Here is a 17,273-nt window from a genome sequence, read left to right on the forward strand (position 1 = left end):
AAAAGGTATCCACAGCTTCGGTAAATTGTTTTAGCCCCGGTACATTTTCGGCGCAGGGTCACTCGACTAGTGAGCTATTACGCACTCTTTGAATGAATAGCTGCTTCTAAGCTAACATCCTAGTTGTCTGTGCAACCCCACATCCTTTTCCACTTAACAATTATTTTGGGACCTTAGCTGGTGGTCTGGGCTGTTTCCCTTTCGACTACGGATCTTAGCACTCGCAGTCTGACTGCCGACCATAATTCATTGGCATTCGGAGTTTATCTGAGATTGGTAATCCGGGATGGACCCCTCACCCAAACAGTGCTCTACCTCCAAGAATCTTTATGTCGACGCTAGCCCTAAAGCTATTTCGGAGAGAACCAGCTATCTCCAAGTTCGTTTGGAATTTCTCCGCTACCCACAAGTCATCCAAGCACTTTTCAACGTGCCCTGGTTCGGTCCTCCAGTGCGTTTTACCGCACCTTCAACCTGCTCATGGGTAGGTCACATGGTTTCGGGTCTACATCATGATACTAAGGCGCCCTATTCAGACTCGGTTTCCCTACGGCTCCGTCTCTTCAACTTAACCTCGCATCATAACGTAACTCGCCGGTTCATTCTACAAAAGGCACGCTCTCACCCATGAACGGGCTCGAACTTGTTGTAGGCACACGGTTTCAGGTTCTATTTCACTCCCCTCCCGGGGTGCTTTTCACCTTTCCCTCACGGTACTGGTTCACTATCGGTCACTAGGGAGTATTTAGGGTTGGGAGATGGTCCTCCCAGATTCCGACGGGATTTCACGTGTCCCGCCGTACTCAGGATACTGCTAGGTACAGAATCTATTTAAAATACGAGGCTCTTACTCTCTCTGGCCAACTTTCCCAAGTCATTCTTCTATAAATTCTGAGTCCACAGCGCAGTCCTACAACCCCGAAGAGTAAACTCTTCGGTTTGCCCTCCTGCCTCTTCGCTCGCCGCTACTAAGGCAATCGCTTTTGCTTTCTCTTCCTGCAGCTACTTAGATGTTTCAGTTCACTGCGTCTTCCTCCTCATTTCCTTAACAGAAATGGGTAACAGGCATCAACCTGTTGGGTTCCCCCATTCGGACACCCCCGGATCGAAGCTTACTTACAGCTCCCCGAGGCATTTCGTCGTTTGTCACGTCCTTCTTCGGCTCCTAGTGCCAAGGCATCCACCGTGCGCCCTTACTAACTTAACCTTATTTTTGACCTTTCAGTCTTAAACTCATTAATATTCACAGCGTTTTCGGTTTATTTTCTTGTTACTATTTGATATCAGTATTCAATTTTCAATGGACAAGTTCTTTATCTAGTCAAACTAGATAATGGAGCCTAGCGGGATCGAACCGCTGACCTCCTGCGTGCAAAGCAGGCGCTCTCCCAGCTGAGCTAAGGCCCCACATAGCCCTCTCAAAACTAAACAAGACCCAAGTGCATTCCGTGTGTCCTTACGGACTCCTTAGAAAGGAGGTGATCCAGCCGCACCTTCCGATACGGCTACCTTGTTACGACTTCACCCCAATCATCTATCCCACCTTAGGCGGCTGGCTCCTTACGGTTACCTCACCGACTTCGGGTGTTACAAACTCTCGTGGTGTGACGGGCGGTGTGTACAAGGCCCGGGAACGTATTCACCGCGGCGTGCTGATCCGCGATTACTAGCGATTCCGACTTCATGTAGGCGAGTTGCAGCCTACAATCCGAACTGAGACTGGCTTTCAGAGATTAGCTTGCCGTCACCGGCTTGCGACTCGTTGTACCAGCCATTGTAGCACGTGTGTAGCCCAGGTCATAAGGGGCATGATGATTTGACGTCATCCCCACCTTCCTCCGGTTTATTACCGGCAGTCTCGCTAGAGTGCCCAACTCAATGATGGCAACTAACAATAGGGGTTGCGCTCGTTGCGGGACTTAACCCAACATCTCACGACACGAGCTGACGACAACCATGCACCACCTGTCACCTCTGTCCCGAAGGAAAACTCTATCTCTAGAGCGGTCAGAGGGATGTCAAGACCTGGTAAGGTTCTTCGCGTTGCTTCGAATTAAACCACATGCTCCACCGCTTGTGCGGGCCCCCGTCAATTCCTTTGAGTTTCAACCTTGCGGTCGTACTCCCCAGGCGGAGTGCTTAATGCGTTAGCTGCGGCACTAAGCCCCGGAAAGGGCCTAACACCTAGCACTCATCGTTTACGGCGTGGACTACCAGGGTATCTAATCCTGTTTGCTCCCCACGCTTTCGAGCCTCAGCGTCAGTTACAGACCAGAGAGCCGCTTTCGCCACCGGTGTTCCTCCATATATCTACGCATTTCACCGCTACACATGGAATTCCACTCTCCCCTTCTGCACTCAAGTTAAACAGTTTCCAAAGCATACTATGGTTAAGCCACAGCCTTTAACTTCAGACTTATCTAACCGCCTGCGCTCGCTTTACGCCCAATAAATCCGGACAACGCTCGGGACCTACGTATTACCGCGGCTGCTGGCACGTAGTTAGCCGTCCCTTTCTGGTAAGATACCGTCACAGTGTGAACTTTCCACTCTCACACCCGTTCTTCTCTTACAACAGAGCTTTACGATCCGAAAACCTTCTTCACTCACGCGGCGTTGCTCGGTCAGGGTTCCCCCCATTGCCGAAGATTCCCTACTGCTGCCTCCCGTAGGAGTCTGGGCCGTGTCTCAGTCCCAGTGTGGCCGATCACCCTCTCAGGTCGGCTATGTATCGTCGCCTTGGTGAGCCGTTACCTCACCAACTAGCTAATACAACGCAGGTCCATCTGGTAGTGATGCAATTGCACCTTTCAATCAATTATCATGCGATATTCAATTTCATGCGGTATTAGCTATCGTTTCCAATAGTTATCCCCCGCTACCAGGCAGGTTACCTACGCGTTACTCACCCGTTCGCAACTCATCCAAGAAGAGCAAGCTCCTCTCTTCAGCGTTCTACTTGCATGTATTAGGCACGCCGCCAGCGTTCGTCCTGAGCCAGGATCAAACTCTCATTAAAAAGTTTGAGTTCGCACTCATTACTGTCCACTGACAGATTTATTTTCTCGTTTTTGACAGGTTACATATCTCTATGTCACCCTGCACTTGGTTCGTCTTGTTCAGTTTTCAAAGGGCTTTGTCTTTCGCGACAACTATATTAGTATATCACCTATACCTCCACCCTGTCAATACCTTTTCTAATATTTTTTTGAAGTTTTTTATTCATTAAAGTCTTTCCATCTATTAGAGTGTAGGAAGATATACTTCCTCCCCTAATTGACGGGCTAATAAACCAGCTCTTGCCAACTGAAGCAAAGGCTTTGTGAATTCATAAATATGCTCTGTTTCACTTGCAGACAACTCTTTTTTAGAAAACTTTCTTCTTAAAACTTTGTAATCCCGACCTTCCTCTTGAAAGAAGGGAGCGTCTTGTAAATAGGCTTTTACATTTTTCAAGTTTTCTAAAATACCAAGATGAAAAGCGGCAGAAGCAAAGGTTTTTTCAAAAGGCTGGGTGCAGACGCTCCGAAACTCTACTGTCCCCCGTGTCGTCAAATCTTGATACTGGTAACTTCTATGATTCCTGAAGTCTGCTTCCCTTGGAGTCAAGTTTACTTTTTCACCTGAAAGGCTGTAAGCTTCGATAGTTTTCTGACTCAAGTATTCATTAGCAGCTATCGGATAGAAATAGTAGGATGTACCTTCACGTTCGGCAGTGAAAAGTGCTGATCTATCAAGATATGCAAAAAATTCATCTTCAGTTTGAAAATCTTTCGAATTCACACCTGCATTTTCCTGTAAAATGCCATGCATCGACTGCTCCCAGAAAATATCCCGAGCTATTTTTGTATCCCAAGAAGAATCTGAAAACTCTGAATTGGCAAAGAGGTATGCCTTAGCAGCTTCAATTTGATTGAAGACATTGATAACAGTTAAATAATTTTCTCTTGAGACATCCAGCTGAACTTGACTCCCACAAATAAAAGCACCATATTCCGGATAATTGTGCAGACCATCCATGTTCTTTCCCATAGCTAAATACTGCATCAGCATTTCATATCTTGGATACTTAACTGGACTATTATCATTTTCTGACCAGAAAGGATGAATACCTTCTCCTTGAATTTCATGATGTTCTTCACGCAGAATTGGCTGAATAATGTTCAGATAGTTCTTAAAACGCTCTTCAACTTCTTGAATTCTGCTAGCCTTGGCAAAAGCAAATTCCAAAGTATTGTAAGAGACCTCAAAAAGAATTCTGTCCTCATTTTTAGTAGATTTCAGTTGGATAGGATTTTCATCTCTATCGAATCGTTCTGCCTCAAAATCATACTCTTCCAACAGACGTTTCAAGAGATTTTTAGCTACATTTGTATCAGTCGCTCCGCCCTGGCTATTGACAATAGGAAATTCTAACTCAATGCCAATGTAGACAGTTGGATTTTCTTTAATATTCTTTAAATAGCGTTCTTTTAAAATTTGGATTGAATCAATCATTTCCATTTCCTGTAAATTTTTGATAGTGTTAGAGTATTATAACAAAATTTCAGGTATTTTCCTAGCTTCATGCAAAAACGCCTGCTTACGAAATTGTTTTTGTCTTAAAAGCAATTTCGTAAACAAGCGTCTACCTATTATCACCTATATGATGAGTGTTCCCGCTAGGAAAAAATCCTAGCGGTAGACCAGAGCTAGACTAAGAATAGAAGTTCTATTCCATCATCATAACACTCAACAAAGATTGATGATCTTATACTAATTCGATGATTGCCATTGGCGCAGCATCTCCGCGGCGCGGTTCAGTTTTCAGGATACGAGTATATCCACCGTTGCGCTCTGCATAGCGTGGTGCAATATCAGAGAACAATTTTTGAAGAGCAGTAGTTGTAGTATACTTTTCTGTTGCTTCATCGTAGTTTTCTGATGCGATTTCATTGCGTACAAAAGCTGCTGCTTGACGACGAGCGTGCAAGTCTCCTCGTTTGCCCAATGTAATCATTTTTTCAACTGTTTTACGGATTTCTTTAGCACGAGCTTCAGTTGTCACGATTGATTCGTTGATCAGCAAATCAGTAGTCAAATCGCGAAGCATTGCTTTACGTTGTGAGCTAGTGCGTCCTAGTTTACGGTAAGCCATGTATTCCTCCTTTATTTATCGTTTTTTAACCCCAGACCGAGATCAGCAAGTTTAACTTTTACTTCTTCCAGACTCTTGCGTCCCAAGTTACGAACTTTCATCATTTCTGGCTCAGATTTTTCTGTCAAATCAAATACAGTATTGATACCTGCACGTTTCAAACAGTTGTATGAGCGAACTGACAAATCTAATTCTTCGATGGTCCGTTCCAAAATGCGGTCATCAGAAGTCTTTTCTGCTTCTTTCATAACGTCTGCAGCGATAGCTACTTCTGTCAGGTTAGTGAAGAGATTCAAATGTTCCGTAAGGATGCGGGCTGAAAGTCCCAAAGCATCTTCTGGAATAATTGTTCCATTCGTTAAAATTTCAAGGGTTAGTTTGTCAAAACCATCGTTGCTACCAACACGAGCTGGTTCAACCTGGTAATTAACTTTTGTCACTGGCGTATAGATAGAATCCACTGCAAGTGTTCCCACTGGTGCATCATCTTTCTTATTTTCATCTGCAGGCACATAACCACGACCGCTGTTGACAGTCATCGTCGCCTTAAAGCTTGCGCCTTCTCCGATTGTAAAGAGATAATGATCAGGGTTTATAATTTCAATATCACTGTCTGTCAAAATGTCTCCGGCAGTTACTTCTGCTGGTCCTTCAACATCCAGTTCAATAATCTTTTCGTCTTGGACGTAAGATTTTACAGCAATCCCTTTGACGTGCAAAATGATTTGCATCACGTCTTCGCGGACACCGGAAATTGTATCAAACTCGTGCAAAACGCCTTCAATATTAATTGAAGTAACAGCAGCACCTGGAAGTGAAGCCAAAAGCACACGGCGAAGAGAATTTCCCAGTGTTGTACCATAGCCACGCTCAAGCGGCTCTACTACAAACTTGCCATAATCTTTATTTTCATCAATTTTTGTTATATTTGGTTTTTCAAACTCAATCATTTGCTATACTCCCTCTTAAACGAAAAGCAGTGTAACGGTTGGTGATTATACACGGCGACGTTTTGGAGGACGAGCACCATTGTGTGGTACAGGAGTCACATCACGAATAGCTGTTACTTCAAGACCAGCGGCAGCAAGAGCACGAATAGCAGACTCACGACCAGAACCTGGACCTTTTACAGTAACTTCAACTGATTTCAGACCGTGTTCCTGTGCAGATTTAGCAGCTGCTTCAGATGCCATTTGGGCAGCAAATGGAGTAGATTTACGAGAACCTTTAAATCCAAGAGCTCCAGCAGATGACCAAGCAATCGCGTTACCATGCACATCAGTAATCATAACAATAGTGTTATTAAATGTAGCGTGAATATGAGCAATACCGGATTCGATATTTTTCTTCACACGACGTTTACGTGTTGGTTTAGCCAAGACTTTTTACCTCCTTATATTATTTTTTCTTACCTGCAATCGCAACAGCTTTACCTTTACGAGTGCGGGCGTTATTTTTAGTGTTTTGTCCACGGACAGGAAGTCCACGACGGTGACGGATTCCACGGTATGAACCGATTTCCATCAAACGTTTGATGTTCAAGTTTACTTCACGACGAAGGTCACCTTCAACTTTAATCGCATCTACTTCACGACGGATAGCGTCTTCTTGTTCGATTGTAAGATCTTTTACACGGATGTCTTCTGAAACTCCAGCAGCTGCCAAGATTTTCTTAGAAGTTGGAAGTCCGATACCGTACACATAAGTCAGCGAAACGACTACACGTTTGTCATTTGGAATGTCAACTCCAGCAATACGAGCCATTTTTTCTCCTTTCTATCTTATCCTTGACGTTGTTTGTGTTTTGGATTTGCTGGGCAAATTACCATAACACGACCATTACGACGAATAACTTTGCAGTATTCGCAAATTGGTTTGACCGATGGTCTTACTTTCATTTTTTCCCTCCAAGTTTTTCGATTATTTAAAGCGGTATGTGATCCGTCCACGCGTCAAATCATAAGGACTCATTTCTACAGTCACACGGTCTCCCGCTAAAATACGAATATAGTTTTTACGAATTTTACCAGAAACTGTTGCTAAAATCTGATGTCCATTTTCAAGTTCAACCGTAAACATTGCATTAGGCATTGTATCAACTACCTTGCCTTCAACCTCAATCACATCGTCTTTTGCCACGCAAAAGTACCTCCATAAATTTCGATTTGATCCCTCTGAACACAGAGGTAACAATTATAAGTCAGACTAATTCATTGTATCACTACTTGTCAAATATTGCAAGCAGGAAAACGCTTTTATTTCAAATTTGTCAGCACTTTTTCAATGTCAGAGAAGACATCATCAATATCTTGATTTCCTTGAATATCATGGACCAAACCTTTGCTGCGATAGTGATCAATGATTGGCTGACCTTGAGCGATGTTGACATCCAAACGACGCTTAACCGTCTCAGGCTTGTCATCTTCGCGCTGATAATAATCCTCTTCCTTGTAGTCTGCTGGCGGATTGAAGACCTTATGGAAGGTTTCGCCAGTTTGACGATGGATAATCCGACCACTCAAACGCTCCAGTAAGCTGTTAGGATCCACTTCAATATTGATTACACCTTCAAGTTCGATACCAAGTTCAGCCAATGTTTTGTCCAAGGCATTTGCTTGCTCAATCGTTCGTGGATAGCCATCCAAGAGGAAGCCTGTTTGCTTAATATCGTCCTGACTCAAGCGCTCTTTGACAATGCCGTTTGTCACTTGGTCTGGCACCAACTCGCCCTTGTCAATATAGGACTTGGCTAGAACGCCCATCTCTGTTTGGTTAGCAATCGCCGCACGGAACATATCTCCAGTTGAAATATGTGCAACATTGAAGCTCTCAACGATTTTAGCAGCTTGAGTTCCTTTACCAGCACCTGGTAAGCCCATAATCAAAAGATTCATGATTGGTCTCCTTTTTTGTTTTTAAAGCAATCTATTAAACCGATTAATAAACTCGTTTAAAAACAAAATAGAAGGGGGTGAGTCTACTCTGTCCCCTTTTATTTTGTTTATTTTTCGGTTCAAGAAAGGTTATCTGAACAGTCTTTTCATTAGAAAAGCTATTCAAAAATTCCCTTACTCTGAAGTATCCATAAAGCCGACATACTTTCTCTTCAACAGGTAGCCTTCTAGCTGTTTCATTCCCTCAATACCAGTTGAGATGATGATCAAGAGACTGGTTCCTCCAAGAGCAACGGCATCTGTCAATCCAAATACATCTTTAGCCAAGATAGGCAGGATAGAAATGAAACCTAGGAAGAGAGAGCCCACTGTTGCCAAACGACGCAGCAGCTTAGACATGTAGTCTTCTGTTCCTTTACCAGGACGAACACCTGGAATGTAGGCTCCGCTCTTTTGCAGATTTTCTGCTGTCTTCTCTGGATTAATCTGTACAAAAGTATAGAAGAATGTAAAGAGGACGATCAGGAAGGCGTACATGAACATACCACTAATGGTCGTTGTTGCCAAAAGTGACTGAGCTGTCTTAACCCAATCTGCGTCATAGCCCATGGCACTGACAACTTGGAAAATCGCTGCCGGTGCAGCTGTAATCGAGCTGGCAAAGATGACTGGAATAACCCCAGCTGGATTGACTTTTAGCGGCAGATAGGAACTTGAAGGTGCCCCCTTAGCTACTTTCGTATACTGAATTGGAATTTTATATTCAGCCTGCTGTACAAAGGTTGTAAAGTAGATAATCAGCAGGACTGCCACAATCAGAATCCCTACAAAAATGAAGGATGAAGTCAAACGCTCACTAGGAATATTGACAAAGTAATCTTCATAGATACCTTTAATCATATCAGGGATAGCTGAAACGATACCAGCAAAGATGATCATAGAAACGCCATTTCCGTAACCCTTGTCTGTAATCTGCTCACCTAGCCAAGTTACAATCATAGAACCAGTTGCTAGAAGAACGCAAATCAAAGCGTAGGTCTGCACATTAGGATTGGCAACTAGATTAGCTCTTGAGAGAGTATCAAAACCGGCGGTAATCCCAATCGCCTGCACAAAGGCCAACACGAGGGCGATATAACGAGTCGCTTGATTCAGCTTCCTGCGTCCTACCTCACCTTGCTTACCCCACTCTACAAACTTCGGAAGCAAGTCCATTTGCAGCAGCTGAACAACGATCGAAGCTGTGATGTAAGGGCTGACTCCAAGTGCAAAGACTGAGAAGTTGCGCATGGCATTACCAGAGACCAAGCTCAGCATATTCAGGAATGGCAAATCATTCAAATTGCTTAAGGCTTTGGCATTAATCCCTGGAACCGTTATGGTTGTACCGATACGGAAAACTAAGATGATAAAAATCGTGAACAGAATCTTAGACCGTACCTGTTTGATTTTAAATGCGTCTTTTAATAGTTTGAAAAACATAGGTCACCTCGCTTAGATGACTTCCACTGAACCACCTTTAGCAGTGATAGCTTCTTCAGCTGATTTAGAGAATTTAGCTGCCTTAACAGTCAATTTCTTTGTCAATTCTCCGTTACCAAGAATCTTGATACCTGATTTTTCAGCTTTTACAATACCTGCTTCGATGAGAACAACTGGTGTTACTTCAGCGCCATCTTCAAAGGCGTTCAGTTGGTCAAGGTTAACAATCGCATATTCTTTGCGGTTGATGTTCAGGAAACCACGTTTTGGAAGACGACGGAACAATGGAGTTTGTCCACCTTCAAAACCAAGGCGAACGCCGCCACCGCTACGAGCTTTTTGACCTTTTTGACCACGGCCAGATGTTTTACCATTACCAGATGATGTACCACGACCAACACGGTTGCGGACTTTACGAGAACCTGCAGCAGGTTGTAATTCATGAAGTTTCATTATATTATTTCTCCTCTTTTGTAAAATGCTAGCGCTCATATAGGAGAAAAGGTGTCTCCTATATAAACTCGCCTATACATATATTTAGTTTTAGGGGCTGAGAAAATCCCATCCCCTAATTTATTTTGAATTTAAAGTTGTTAAACCAGCAAAGCTTATTTAACTTCTTCAACAGTTACCAAGTGTGATACTGCAGTAATCATACCGTGTACTGCTGGATTATCTTCTTTGATAACTGAGCTGTTCAATTTGCCAAGTCCAAGTGCTACAACAGTTTTACGTTGTGACGGGATGCGTCCGATTGGAGACTTAGTCAAAGTAATTTTAATTTGAGCCATGTTATCCCCTTTCTTATGCCAAGTCAGAAACTGAAATACCACGAAGGGCAGCAACTTCTTCAGCGCGTTTTAATTGTTTCAAACCTTCAACAGTTGCGCGAACGATGTTGATTGGAGTGTTAGAGCCAAGAGATTTAGATGTAACATCTGCTACACCTGCCAACTCGATGACGGCACGAACCGCACCACCGGCAGCAACTCCAGAACCCTCAACAGCTGGCTTAAGCAATACTTTCGCTCCGCCAAATTCTGAAAGAACTTCGTGAGGAATTGTTGTGCCAACCATTGGTACTTCAATCAAATTCTTCTTCGCATCTTCAACTGCTTTACGGATTGCTTCTGGTACTTCTTGAGCTTTACCAGTACCGAAGCCAACACGACCATTGCGATCACCAACAACTACAAGAGCTGCAAAGCGAAGACGACGTCCACCTTTAACAACTTTTGTAACACGGTTGATGGCAACTAAACGTTCTTCAAGTTCAACTGCGTTGTCTTTAAATGCCATTTTCTAGTGTCCTCCTCTTAGAATTTCAATCCGTTTTCACGAGCTGCATCAGCCAAAGCTTTTACACGTCCGTGATAGAGATATCCACCGCGGTCGAAGACGACTTCAGAAATACCTTTAGCAACTGCACGTTCAGCAACGAGCTTACCAACAACAACGGCTTGTTCTGTTTTAGTTCCTTTTGAAACTTCTTTGTCAAGAGTTGAAGCGCTTGCGAGCGTTACACCCGCTACGTCATCAATCACTTGAGCGTAGATGCCTGTATTAGAACGGAATACGTTCAAACGTGGGCGATCAGCAGTTCCAGAGAGTTTTCCGCGAACGCGACGGTGGCGTTTTTGGCGGATTTTATTTTTATCTGGTTTCGTAATCACAATTTTCACCTCTTAATTTTAATCTTGTGCTTATGCACAACGTTGGGAAACAGCTTGTTTGGCTGAAAAAATCAGCCAGACAAGATTATTTACCAGTTTTACCTTCTTTACGGCGAACGAATTCACCAACGTAGCGGATACCTTTACCTTTGTATGGCTCTGGAGCACGCAGACTACGTACGTAAGCTGCTGTTTGTCCAACTACTTCTTTTGAAATTCCGCTGATAACGATAGTCGTTGGGTTTGGAAGTTCAAAAGTGATGCCTTCTGGTGCTTCTACTTCGTCTGGATGAGATTTACCAACTGAAAGCACAAGCTTTTTGCCTTGAAGTTGAGCACGGTAACCAACCCCACGCATTTCAAGTTCTTTCTTGAATCCTTCTGATACACCAACAACCATGTTGTTCAAAAGGGCACGAGTAGTTCCGTGGATTGTTTTCATTTCTTTTGAATCGTTTGGACGGTGAAGAGTAACTTCAGTTCCTTCCACACGGATTTCAATATCTTTTGAGAACTCACGAGTCAGTTCTCCTTTAGGTCCTTTTACAGTTACAACGTTGTCTTTGTTGCTAAGTTCAACACTAGCAGGCAACACGATAACTTTATTACCAATACGTGACATGTATATATTCTCCTGTTAGATTGTCAGGCCGCAAGCGACCAGTTTTCACGGGGTTTAAATCGATTTCTCGATTGAAAGGAATATTTAAGTTTCAATTTCAAAGTGAATCAAGGCATCGTCTCGCGAGCATAACTCTGGGTTAGGCAAGAGACGATAACGAAGAGTCACACAGAAATTGGGAGCTAAATATTACCAAACGTAAGCGATAACTTCCCCACCAACATTCTTTTGGCGCGCTTCTTTATCAGTCAGCAAGCCTTCAGATGTTGAAAGGATAGCAATTCCAAGTCCGTTCAGAACTTTTGGAAGATCTTCGCGCTTCTTGTAAACACGCAGACCTGGTTTTGAAATACGTTTCAAACCAGTGATAACTTTTTCACCATTTTGTCCGTATTTAAGGAATACACGGATGATGCCTTGTTTGTCATCTTCGATGATTTCCACGTTTTTTACAAAACCTTCACGCTTCAGGATTTCAGCAATCCCTTTTTTGATGTTTGATGCAGGCACTTCAAGCACTTCGTGGTTTGCTTGGTTAGCATTACGGATACGTGTCAAAAAGTCTGCAATTGGGTCAGTCATAACCATTTTATAATTCTCCTCTTACTAGTAGTTTGCAAGCTGCACTTGCTAGTTAATGATTGAGCTGGGCTCAGAATATGTTTCTAGGTTTCAATTCCTAAGTGAGTCTAGGCATCTGCTTGCAGGCATAACTTGAGTTAGGCAAAAGCAGATAACGACGAATCACGACGGGATTGGAAGCTAGAATTACCAAGATGCTTTGGTAACGCCAGGGATTTGTCCTTTGTATGCTAATTCACGGAAGCAAACACGGCAAAGTTTAAACTTGCGGTAAACGGAATGTGGACGGCCACATTTTTCACAACGAGTATAAGCTTGCGTAGAGAACTTAGCTGGGCGTTTGTTCTTAGCAATCATTGATTTTTTAGCCATTTGTTTTACCTCCTATATTATTTTGCAAAAGGCATTCCAAGGCCTGTAAGCAATTCGCGTGACTCTTCGTCAGTGTTAGCAGTTGTTACGATAACGATGTCAAGACCACGAGTCTTATCAACGTCATCAAAGTTGATTTCTGGGAAGATCAATTGTTCTTTCACACCAAGTGTGTAGTTTCCGCGTCCATCAAAAGATTTTGTTGGAACACCGTGGAAGTCACGAACACGTGGAAGAGAAACTGAAACCAATTTATCCAAGAATTCATACATACGTTCGCCACGAAGGGTTACTTTAGCACCGATCGCTACACCTTCACGAAGACGGAAGCCGGCGATTGATTTTTTAGCTTTAGTGATAAGTGGTTTTTGACCTGAGATAAGAGCCAATTCTTCAGCAGCTTTTTCAAGGTTTTTAGCGTTTGATACAGCGTCACCGACACCCATGTTCAAAACGATTTTATCCACTTTTGGCACAGCCATAACAGATGAGTAGTTGAACTTTTCAGTCAAAGCAGGAACTACTTCTTTAAGATATTTTTCTTTTAAACGATTTGCCATTATACTTCTCCTTTCCTTCGTGATTAGTCAAGCACTTCGCCTGATTTTTTATTGTAACGAACTTTTTTGCCGTCTACAAACTTGTAGCCAACACGTCCTGCAACACCATTTTTGTCAAGTACTTGAACGTTTGACACATGGATTGGTGCTTCTTTTTCCACGATAGCACCTTGAGGGTTTTCGTTATTTGGCTTTTGGTGTTTCTTAACGATGTTTACACCTTCAACAACAACTTTGTTTACTTTGGGAAGAGCTGTAACAACAAGTGCTTCAACACCCTTGTCTTTACCAGCAATTACGCGAACTTTGTCGCCTTTTTTTACAAACATTTATTTCTCCTCTTAATTCTTACGCCCCTAGGGGCACCCTGACTTTTGCCAGGGGACTGTGTTTGTTAATTATGATTAAAGTACTTCTGGAGCCAATGATACGATCTTCATGAAGCCGCCGTCACGCAATTCACGAGCAACTGGGCCGAAGATACGAGTTCCGCGAGGAGTTTTGTCTTCACGGATGATGACTGCAGCGTTTTCGTCAAATTTGATGTATGAGCCATCTTTACGACGAGCACCTGATTTAGTACGAACGATAACAGCTTTTACAACGTCACCTTTCTTAACCGCACCACCAGGAGTAGCTTGTTTTACAGACGCAACGATTACATCACCGATGTTAGCGAACTTACGTCCTGAGCCACCAAGAACTTTGATTGTCAAGATTTCGCGAGCGCCGCTGTTGTCGGCAACTTTCAAACGAGTTTCTGTTTGAATCATTTAAGTTTTCTCCTTTCTGGTTTGATTAGATGATAACCGCTTCTTCAACGACTTCTACAAGACGGAAGCGTTTTGTAGCTGAAAGCGGACGAGTTTCCATGATACGAACGATATCGCCTTCTTTGGCAACATTGTTTTCGTCATGTGCTTTGTACTTCTTAGAGTAGTTAATACGTTTACCATAGACTGGGTGGTTACGTTTAGTTTCAACTACAACTGTGATTGTTTTGTCCATTTTGTCAGAAACAACGCGTCCGACAAGAACTTTACGATTATTGCGTTCCATTGAAATTCTCCTTCCCTAGTCTATTATTTAACTTCTGATTGAATAGTTTTGATACGAGCGATTTGTTTCTTCACTTCTTTCAAACGAGCTGTCTGCTCCAATTGGCCAGCAGCTGCTTGGAAACGAAGATCAAACAATTCTTTCTTCAATTCATTTTCACGCTTCGCGAGTTCTTCTTGAGAAAGACCACGAAGTTCTTTAACAAATTCTTTTACTTCATTAAGTTTCATGCCTTCTCCTTATTCTGCTTCACGTTTTACGAATTTACATTTAACTGGAAGTTTGTGGCTTGCAAGGCGAAGTGCTTCGCGAGCGATTTCTTCTGAAACACCAGCAACTTCAAACATTACTTTGCCACGCTTAACTGGTGCAACCCATCCTTCTGGAGCACCTTTACCAGATCCCATCCGTACACCGATAGCTTTTGCAGTGTATGATTTGTGTGGGAAGATTTTAATCCAAACTTTACCACCACGTTTCATGTAACGAGTCATAGCGATACGGGCAGCTTCGATTTGGCGGTTAGTAATCCAGTGGCTAGTAGTTGCTTGAAGACCGTATTCTCCAAATGCTACTTCTTTTCCGCCTTTAGCTTCACCGCGCATTTTTCCACGGAATTCGCGACGGTGTTTAACACGTTTAGGTACTAACATTGGTTATTTACCTCCTTTAGTGTTTTTACGAGCTGGAAGGACTTCTCCACGGTAGATCCAGACTTTAACACCCAGTTTACCGTAAGTAGTATCAGCTTCTTCCCAAGCGTAATCAATATCCGCACGAAGTGTGTGAAGCGGAACAGTTCCCTCAGAGTAACCTTCGCTGCGGGCAATATCTGCACCATTCAAACGACCTGATACTTGAGTTTTGATTCCTTTAGCTCCTGCACGCATTGTGCGTTGGATAGCTTGTTTTTGAGCACGACGGAAAGCTACACGCTGTTCAAGCTGGCGAGCAATTCCTTCACCAACCAGATGCGCATCCAAGTCAGGACGCTTGATTTCGATGATGTTGATGTGGACTTGTTTTCCAGTCAATTTGTTGAGTTTTGCACGGAGTGCATCAACGTTTGCTCCGCCTTTACCGATAACCATACCTGGTTTAGCAGTGTGAAGAGAAACGTTTACTTTGTTTACTGCGCGTTCAATTTCAATAGTTGAAATCGCTGCGTCAGCCAATTCTTTTTGAACGAATTTACGGATTGCAAGATCTTCATGAAGGTAATCCGCGTATTCTTTTTCAGCATACCATTTGGCATCCCAATCACGGATGATGCCGACACGCATACCAATTGGATGTACTTTTTGACCCACGATGTTACCTCCTTATTTTTCTGCAACGACCACAGTGATGTGGCTTGTGCGTTTGTTGATTGGTGAAGCTGAACCTTTAGCGCGCGGACGGAAACGTTTCATAGTTGGTCCTTCGTTTGCGAAAGCTTCAGATACTACCAAGTTTGCTTTTTCCAAACCAAAGTTGTTTTCAGCATTAGCGATTGCAGAGTTCAAAACTTTTTCGATAATGCCAGCAGCTTTGTTTGGAGTGAATTTCAAGATTGCGATTGCGTCAGCGACGTTTTTACCACGAATATTGTCAAGAACCAGACGAGATTTACGAGGTGAAACACGCACTGTACGAGCCATTGCTTTAGCTGAAGTAATTTCTGCCATTTATGTTCTCCTTATTTTCTACGTGTTTTCTTGTCGTCTGCAGCGTGACCCTTGTAAGTACGAGTTGGCGCAAATTCACCAAGCTTGTGACCTACCATGTCTTCCTGGATGTAAACAGGCACGTGTTTACGTCCGTCATAAACTGCAATTGTGTAACCAATGAAACTTGGGAAGATCGTTGAACGACGTGACCAAGTTTTGATGACTTTTTTCTTTTCGTCGTTAGCTTGAGCTTCAACTTTCTTCATCAGATGCTCATCGACGAAAGGTCCTTTTTTAAGACTGCGTCCCATTTTATATTTTCTCCTTTAAATAAGTACCACAGCGGCCTGCGCTGACTAAGCAGCGCTACCGAGCTGGCGGATAGATTGTTTTAAATTATTTCTCGTTGCGACGACGAACGATAAGTTTGTCAGATTTCGCTTTTTTGTTACGAGTTTTAAGTCCAAGAGCAGGTTTGCCCCATGGAGTAGATGGCGCTTTACGACCAACTGGTGCTTTACCTTCACCACCACCGTGTGGGTGATCGTTAGGGTTCATTACAGAACCGCGAACTGTTGGACGGATACCTTTCCAACGGCTACGTCCTGCTTTACCAAGGTTTACAAGTCCATGTTGTTCGTTTCCGACAACACCAACTGTAGCGCGACAAGTACCAAGAATCATACGAACTTCGCCTGATTGAAGACGAACAAGAGTGTACTTACCTTCTTGACCCAATACTTGAGCAGAAGCTCCAGCAGCACGAACCAATTCTCCACCGCGGCCTGGCTTCAACTCAATGTTGTGAACCAAAGTACCAACCGGGATGTTAGCAAGCGGAAGGGCGTTTCCGACTTTGATATCTGCTTCAGGACCTGAAACGATGCGTTGACCAACTTCAAGACCTTTAGGAGCGATGATATAAGCCTTCACACCGTCAGTGTAGTGAACCAAAGCGATGTTTGCTGAACGATTTGGATCATACTCGATTGTTTTTACAACTGCTTCAACAGCGTCTTTGTTACGCTTGAAGTCAATCAAACGGTAGTGGCGCTTGTGGCCGCCACCTTGGTGACGAACAGTGATGCGACCGTTGTTATTACGACCAGCCTTGCTCTTCAAAGAAACAAGCAAAGATTTTTCTGGAGTGCTGGTAGTGATTTCAGCGAAATCCAAAGAAGTCATATTACGGCGACCGTTTGTTGTTGGTTTATAAACACGAATTCCCACGATATTTCCTCCT

General features: G+C 43.3%; 26 protein-coding genes, 1 tRNA gene and 2 rRNA genes (1 of these 29 only partly in view). All 29 read right to left on the reverse strand.

Going from position 1 to position 17,273, the window contains the following annotated elements:
- A 23S ribosomal RNA gene (locus tag FFV08_11150) occupies positions 1 to 1,208 on the reverse strand (it extends 1,694 nt beyond the left edge of the window).
- Positions 1,209 to 1,334: 126 nt separating this feature from the next.
- Positions 1,335 to 1,407, reverse strand: a tRNA-Ala gene (locus FFV08_11155).
- A 57-nt stretch (positions 1,408 to 1,464) separates the two neighbouring features.
- Positions 1,465 to 3,018, reverse strand: a 16S ribosomal RNA gene (locus FFV08_11160).
- Together the 16S and 23S rRNA genes with 1 tRNA gene alongside form the textbook arrangement of a ribosomal RNA operon.
- A gap of 225 nt (positions 3,019 to 3,243) precedes the next feature.
- On the reverse strand, positions 3,244 to 4,503 hold the full coding sequence (locus FFV08_11165; GenBank protein QLB53082.1) for a gamma-glutamylcysteine synthetase: 1,260 nt from the start codon (positions 4,501 to 4,503) through the stop codon (positions 3,244 to 3,246).
- A gap of 247 nt (positions 4,504 to 4,750) precedes the next feature.
- Positions 4,751 to 5,137 carry a 50S ribosomal protein L17 gene (locus FFV08_11170; GenBank protein QLB53083.1) on the reverse strand — a complete coding sequence of 129 codons (387 nt, stop codon included), beginning with the start codon at positions 5,135 to 5,137 and terminating at the stop codon, positions 4,751 to 4,753.
- Between the two features lie 11 nt (positions 5,138 to 5,148).
- The gene (locus FFV08_11175; protein ID QLB53084.1) at positions 5,149 to 6,087 is read right to left on the reverse strand and encodes a DNA-directed RNA polymerase subunit alpha; all 939 of its coding nucleotides are present in this window, start codon (positions 6,085 to 6,087) and stop codon (positions 5,149 to 5,151) included.
- A gap of 45 nt (positions 6,088 to 6,132) precedes the next feature.
- Positions 6,133 to 6,516 (reverse strand): 30S ribosomal protein S11, encoded by a 384-nt coding sequence (gene rpsK, locus FFV08_11180; GenBank protein ID QLB53085.1) that lies wholly within the window; start codon positions 6,514 to 6,516, stop codon positions 6,133 to 6,135.
- Positions 6,517 to 6,535: 19 nt separating this feature from the next.
- Positions 6,536 to 6,901, reverse strand: a complete 366-nt coding sequence (rpsM, locus tag FFV08_11185; GenBank protein ID QLB53086.1) for a 30S ribosomal protein S13 — start codon at positions 6,899 to 6,901, stop codon at positions 6,536 to 6,538.
- A gap of 17 nt (positions 6,902 to 6,918) precedes the next feature.
- A complete protein-coding gene (gene rpmJ, locus FFV08_11190; protein ID QLB53087.1) occupies positions 6,919 to 7,035 on the reverse strand; it encodes a 50S ribosomal protein L36 in 117 nt (38 codons plus the stop codon).
- Positions 7,036 to 7,057: 22 nt separating this feature from the next.
- Positions 7,058 to 7,276: a translation initiation factor IF-1 gene (infA, locus tag FFV08_11195; GenBank protein ID QLB53088.1), complete on the reverse strand. Its 219-nt coding sequence runs from the start codon at positions 7,274 to 7,276 to the stop codon at positions 7,058 to 7,060.
- Positions 7,277 to 7,392: 116 nt separating this feature from the next.
- On the reverse strand, positions 7,393 to 8,031 hold the full coding sequence (locus FFV08_11200) for an adenylate kinase (GenBank protein QLB53089.1): 639 nt from the start codon (positions 8,029 to 8,031) through the stop codon (positions 7,393 to 7,395).
- 174 nt (positions 8,032 to 8,205) lie between these two features.
- Complete coding sequence (secY, locus tag FFV08_11205) at positions 8,206 to 9,513, reverse strand: preprotein translocase subunit SecY (protein ID QLB53090.1); 1,308 nt, start codon at positions 9,511 to 9,513, stop codon at positions 8,206 to 8,208.
- A 12-nt stretch (positions 9,514 to 9,525) separates the two neighbouring features.
- Positions 9,526 to 9,966, reverse strand: coding sequence for a 50S ribosomal protein L15 (locus FFV08_11210; protein QLB53091.1), 441 nt, complete (start codon positions 9,964 to 9,966; stop codon positions 9,526 to 9,528).
- Between the two features lie 155 nt (positions 9,967 to 10,121).
- Positions 10,122 to 10,346 carry a 50S ribosomal protein L30 gene (gene rpmD / locus FFV08_11215; protein ID QLB53092.1) on the reverse strand — a complete coding sequence of 75 codons (225 nt, stop codon included), beginning with the start codon at positions 10,344 to 10,346 and terminating at the stop codon, positions 10,122 to 10,124.
- Positions 10,318 to 10,812: a 30S ribosomal protein S5 gene (locus FFV08_11220; GenBank protein ID QLB53093.1), complete on the reverse strand. Its 495-nt coding sequence runs from the start codon at positions 10,810 to 10,812 to the stop codon at positions 10,318 to 10,320. Before FFV08_11220 ends, rpmD begins: the two co-directional genes overlap by 29 nt.
- A 17-nt stretch (positions 10,813 to 10,829) precedes the next feature.
- Positions 10,830 to 11,186: a 50S ribosomal protein L18 gene (locus tag FFV08_11225; GenBank protein ID QLB53094.1), complete on the reverse strand. Its 357-nt coding sequence runs from the start codon at positions 11,184 to 11,186 to the stop codon at positions 10,830 to 10,832.
- Between the two features lie 85 nt (positions 11,187 to 11,271).
- Positions 11,272 to 11,808 carry a 50S ribosomal protein L6 gene (locus FFV08_11230; GenBank protein ID QLB53095.1) on the reverse strand — a complete coding sequence of 179 codons (537 nt, stop codon included), beginning with the start codon at positions 11,806 to 11,808 and terminating at the stop codon, positions 11,272 to 11,274.
- 189 nt (positions 11,809 to 11,997) lie between these two features.
- Positions 11,998 to 12,396, reverse strand: a complete 399-nt coding sequence (gene rpsH / locus FFV08_11235) for a 30S ribosomal protein S8 (GenBank protein QLB53096.1) — start codon at positions 12,394 to 12,396, stop codon at positions 11,998 to 12,000.
- Between the two features lie 180 nt (positions 12,397 to 12,576).
- Positions 12,577 to 12,762, reverse strand: a complete 186-nt coding sequence (locus FFV08_11240) for a type Z 30S ribosomal protein S14 (GenBank protein QLB53097.1) — start codon at positions 12,760 to 12,762, stop codon at positions 12,577 to 12,579.
- A gap of 17 nt (positions 12,763 to 12,779) precedes the next feature.
- A complete protein-coding gene (gene rplE / locus FFV08_11245) occupies positions 12,780 to 13,322 on the reverse strand; it encodes a 50S ribosomal protein L5 (GenBank protein ID QLB53098.1) in 543 nt (180 codons plus the stop codon).
- 23 nt (positions 13,323 to 13,345) lie between these two features.
- On the reverse strand, positions 13,346 to 13,651 hold the full coding sequence (locus FFV08_11250) for a 50S ribosomal protein L24 (protein ID QLB53099.1): 306 nt from the start codon (positions 13,649 to 13,651) through the stop codon (positions 13,346 to 13,348).
- A gap of 75 nt (positions 13,652 to 13,726) precedes the next feature.
- On the reverse strand, positions 13,727 to 14,095 hold the full coding sequence (rplN, locus tag FFV08_11255; GenBank protein ID QLB53100.1) for a 50S ribosomal protein L14: 369 nt from the start codon (positions 14,093 to 14,095) through the stop codon (positions 13,727 to 13,729).
- Positions 14,096 to 14,120: 25 nt separating this feature from the next.
- Positions 14,121 to 14,381, reverse strand: a complete 261-nt coding sequence (gene rpsQ / locus FFV08_11260; protein ID QLB53101.1) for a 30S ribosomal protein S17 — start codon at positions 14,379 to 14,381, stop codon at positions 14,121 to 14,123.
- A gap of 23 nt (positions 14,382 to 14,404) precedes the next feature.
- Positions 14,405 to 14,611: a 50S ribosomal protein L29 gene (locus FFV08_11265; protein ID QLB53102.1), complete on the reverse strand. Its 207-nt coding sequence runs from the start codon at positions 14,609 to 14,611 to the stop codon at positions 14,405 to 14,407.
- A gap of 9 nt (positions 14,612 to 14,620) precedes the next feature.
- A complete protein-coding gene (gene rplP / locus FFV08_11270) occupies positions 14,621 to 15,034 on the reverse strand; it encodes a 50S ribosomal protein L16 (protein QLB53103.1) in 414 nt (137 codons plus the stop codon).
- A gap of 3 nt (positions 15,035 to 15,037) precedes the next feature.
- Complete coding sequence (gene rpsC, locus FFV08_11275; GenBank protein QLB53104.1) at positions 15,038 to 15,691, reverse strand: 30S ribosomal protein S3; 654 nt, start codon at positions 15,689 to 15,691, stop codon at positions 15,038 to 15,040.
- A 12-nt stretch (positions 15,692 to 15,703) separates the two neighbouring features.
- Complete coding sequence (locus tag FFV08_11280) at positions 15,704 to 16,048, reverse strand: 50S ribosomal protein L22 (GenBank protein QLB53105.1); 345 nt, start codon at positions 16,046 to 16,048, stop codon at positions 15,704 to 15,706.
- 11 nt (positions 16,049 to 16,059) lie between these two features.
- Positions 16,060 to 16,341: a 30S ribosomal protein S19 gene (gene rpsS / locus FFV08_11285; GenBank protein QLB53106.1), complete on the reverse strand. Its 282-nt coding sequence runs from the start codon at positions 16,339 to 16,341 to the stop codon at positions 16,060 to 16,062.
- A gap of 85 nt (positions 16,342 to 16,426) precedes the next feature.
- The gene (gene rplB, locus FFV08_11290; GenBank protein ID QLB53107.1) at positions 16,427 to 17,260 is read right to left on the reverse strand and encodes a 50S ribosomal protein L2; all 834 of its coding nucleotides are present in this window, start codon (positions 17,258 to 17,260) and stop codon (positions 16,427 to 16,429) included.
- Positions 17,261 to 17,273: the final 13 nt, after the last annotated feature.

The sequence above is a fragment of the Streptococcus sanguinis genome, assembly GCA_013378335.1.
GTDB lineage: Bacteria > Bacillota > Bacilli > Lactobacillales > Streptococcaceae > Streptococcus > Streptococcus sanguinis_I.